Origin of the sequence: Mesorhizobium sp. M7A.F.Ca.MR.362.00.0.0, assembly GCF_004023175.1 — a bacterium.
In the GTDB taxonomy this organism is placed as follows: domain Bacteria; phylum Pseudomonadota; class Alphaproteobacteria; order Rhizobiales; family Rhizobiaceae; genus Mesorhizobium.
On sequence record NZ_RZTF01000550.1, the window covers coordinates 1 to 3,255 of the forward strand.

General features: G+C 63.7%; 4 protein-coding genes. 2 read left to right on the top strand and 2 right to left on the bottom strand.

What is annotated here, in order from left to right; translation table 11 throughout:
• A partial coding sequence (locus EOC06_RS34915) for an MFS transporter (protein WP_164898916.1) occupies positions 1-782 on the top strand: 782 nt, incomplete at its 5' end.
• Complete coding sequence (locus EOC06_RS34920; protein ID WP_128309949.1) at positions 779-1,699, top strand: aldo/keto reductase family oxidoreductase; 921 nt, start codon at positions 779-781, stop codon at positions 1,697-1,699. The genes EOC06_RS34915 and EOC06_RS34920, both read left to right, overlap by 4 nt.
• Before the next feature lie 373 nt (positions 1,700-2,072).
• Here EOC06_RS34920 and EOC06_RS34925 read toward each other — a convergent pair whose 3' ends face one another.
• Both EOC06_RS34925 and carA read right to left on the bottom strand, forming a co-directional pair.
• Positions 2,073-2,261 (bottom strand): hypothetical protein, encoded by a 189-nt coding sequence (locus EOC06_RS34925; protein WP_128309950.1) that lies wholly within the window; start codon positions 2,259-2,261, stop codon positions 2,073-2,075.
• 41 nt (positions 2,262-2,302) lie between these two features.
• A partial coding sequence (gene carA / locus EOC06_RS34930; protein WP_128309951.1) for a glutamine-hydrolyzing carbamoyl-phosphate synthase small subunit occupies positions 2,303-3,255 on the bottom strand: 953 nt, incomplete at its 5' end.

Below are 3,255 nucleotides of genomic sequence, written 5' to 3' on the forward strand. Positions count from 1 at the left end.
CGTTCGGGCCGCGCGTGCCATTCTATTTCGCCGCCGGGCTCGCCTTCGTGAATTTCCTCATTGCGTTGTTTTTCCTCCCGGAAACGCTCGATGACAAGCATCGCCGCCGCTTCGAGTGGAAACGCGCCAACCCGGTCGGCACGCTGCTGCAGATGCGCCAATATCAAGGCATCGGCTGGATCGGGCTTGTCTTCTTCCTGATGACGCTCGGACACATGATGTATCCGGCGGTCTGGTCGTTCGTCTCCAGCTACCGCTATGGCTGGAGCGAGCAGCAGATCGGCTTCTCGCTCGGCGCCTTCGGCCTGTGCGGTGCGATCGTCATGGCGACGGTGCTGCCGCGCGTGATCCCGAGGCTTGGCGAGTGGAAGACGGCGGTCATCGGCCTGACATTCACGGCAGCCAGCGCCTTCGGCTATGCCTTCGCGTCGCAAGGCTGGATGATCTATGCGGTGATCGTCGTCGGCTGTCTGGAAGCGCTGGCCGATCCGCCGCTGAGGAGCCTCGCCGCCGCCAAGGTGCCGCCTTCGGCGCAGGGCGAGTTGCAGGGCGCGATGACCTCGATCTTCTCGATCACCTCGATCATCACGCCGCTGCTCTATACGGCGATCTTTTCCTGGTTCACCGGGCCAAGCGCGCCGGTGACCTTCGGCGGTGCGCCCTATCTGGTCGGCGCATGTTTTCTGACGCTGGCGGTCATCGTCTTCGTCACCAAGGTGGCGAGGCCCGCGGCGCGCGCAAATGTCTCCGTCGGCGTCGCCGAAGATGGAGCGCAGGTGTGAGCCATGACAGCCGCATTGCGCTGACTCGGGACGGACTGTCGCTGTCGCGGTTGGTCTTCGGCGCCTCGCGTCTGCTCGACAGCGCCGACCGCCCGGATGCCGATCAGGTCGCACGGCTGATCGGCACCGCCGTCGATCTCGGACTGACCAGCTTTGATCATGCCGACATCTATGGGCACTATGAGGTTGAAGCGGCCTTCGGCGCCGGGCTGGCGCGCTGGAAAGGCAAGCGCGACAGCATCGAACTGATCTCGAAATGCGACATCATGAAGAAATCGCCAAACCGGCCGGACAACCGGCTGAAGCACTACGATACCAGCGCCACTCATATCGCGGCCTCGGTCGACCGCTCGCTCGCCAATCTCGGCACCGACTATCTCGACCTGTTGCTGCTGCATCGGCCGGACCCGTTGATGGATGCCGATGAGACGGCGACGGCACTGGCCGGCCTGGTCAAAGCCGGTAAGGTGAGGGCGGTCGGCGTGTCCAACTTCACGCCGTCGCAGTTCGATCTGCTGGCCTCGCGAATGCCGTTCGCGCTCGCCACCAACCAGATCGAGATGTCGGTGCTGAAGACATCAGCGCTGACCGATGGCAGCGTCGACCACGCGCAGCGCCTTGCCTATGCGCCGATGATCTGGTCGCCGCTCGGGGGCGGCTCGCTGTTCACCGGCAAGGATGGGCGCGAGGCGCGGGTGCGGGCAGCGCTTGCTGCGGTGGCCGCCGAGATCGGCGCCGGCGATCTGGCTGCCGTCGCGATCGCCTGGCTACTGCGCCATCCGGCCCGATTGGTGCCGGTGCTGGGTTCGATGAAGCCGGAACGGCTGGCCGCCATGGTCAAGGCGCTCGATATCGTGCTCGACCGCCAGAAATGGTTCGCCGTCCTGGAAGCCAGTGAAGGCCGGCCGGTGGCGTAAGGGTGGCGCTCGTGCTGCTTGGAGGTCTGCCGGTGGCACTATCCATCATTCGCTTTAGCGGACTGTTGTTCCATGGATATTGGCCGCGCCCCCAAGCATCGTCATCCCAGGGCGAAGCAGGAGCGTAGCTCCGTCGCGGAGACCCTGGGATCCATGCCGTGACTCCGGCCATGGAGTGCAGCGGAGCAGAATTCTGCACCGCTGCGGCGCTTTGAAGTCACGGCATGGATCCTCGGGTCTGCGCTGCGTCGCTACGCTCCTTGCTCCGCCCGTGGATGACGATGGGAGGCAAGTCTCAGCCAAATGTCGAAGTCACGCGATTTGCCTTCGAATGATCAAAGCTTCTTCGTCGAGGATTTAGTGCTCAATTCATTTACTCGGAATGCCGAATATTGATCTGCGCCAGTTCGGCGAGCGTGAGCCGGCCCTGCAAGATATCCATGGTCACGTCAGCGGGCAGTGTTTTTTCGATTTTCAGCTGAGCCTTGCGTTCATCGTAGATCGCCACATCTGCGGCGTCTTCAAGGGCTTCAGCGGCATGTAGGTTCGTATTTTTGCGCATGTCTTTGCCCCAAAACTGTGCCGCGCCGTCGCGGCGGTCCGCTAAGCCCGCTCGGCCAGCAATTCCTCGCCGCGCTTTTCGCGGATCAAATTGACGAAGCGACGGAACAGATAGTGCGAATCCTGCGGGCCGGGCGAAGCTTCCGGGTGATGCTGGACCGAGAACACCGGCCGGCCGGTCAGCGTGATGCCGCAGTTCGAACCATCGAACAGCGAGACGTGGGTTTCCTCGACGCCTGATGGCAGCGAGTCGGCATCGACGGCAAAGCCGTGGTTCATCGAGACGATCTCGACCTTGCCGGTGGTGTGGTCCTTGACCGGATGGTTGGCGCCGTGATGGCCCTGGTGCATCTTGGCGGTCTTGCCGCCCAGCGCCAGTGCCAGCATCTGGTGGCCGAGGCAGATGCCGAACACCGGGATGTCGGTCTTCAACAGATCCCGGATGACCGGCACGGCATAGTCACCGGTGGCTTCCGGGTCGCCGGGGCCATTGGAGAGAAAAATGCCGTCCGGCTGCATGGCAAGGATTTCTTCGGCGCCGGTCTTGGCCGGCACCACCGTGACCTTGGCGCCGAGGCCGGCGAGCAGGCGCAATATGTTGCGTTTGACGCCATAATCGATGGCGACGACATGCATTGTCGGTTCGGTCTGTTCGCCAAAGCCTTCGTTCCACACCCAGGGCGTCTCGCGCCAGACCGAGGACTGGCCCGAGGTGACATCCTTGGCGAGGTCGAGCCCGATCAGGCCCGACCATGCGGCGGCGCGCCGCTTCAGATCGTCGAGATCGAACACGCCGTCGGGCGCGTGCGCGATGACGGCGTTGGGCATGCCCTTTTCGCGGATCAGTGCGGTCAGAGCGCGCGTGTCGATGCCCGACAGGGCGACGATGCCGCGCTTCTTCAGCCATTGGTCGAGACCGGCGCCGGCGCGATAGTTGGAAGGGTTGGTGACATCGGCCTTGAACACGGCGCCGACGGCACCGGTCTCGACCAATG

Excerpts from the sequence above, each read along its gene's own strand:
- EOC06_RS34925 (WP_128309950.1), bottom strand. The coding sequence starts at position 2,261 with ATGCGCAAAAATACGAACCTACATGCCGCTGAAGCCCTTGAAGACGCC.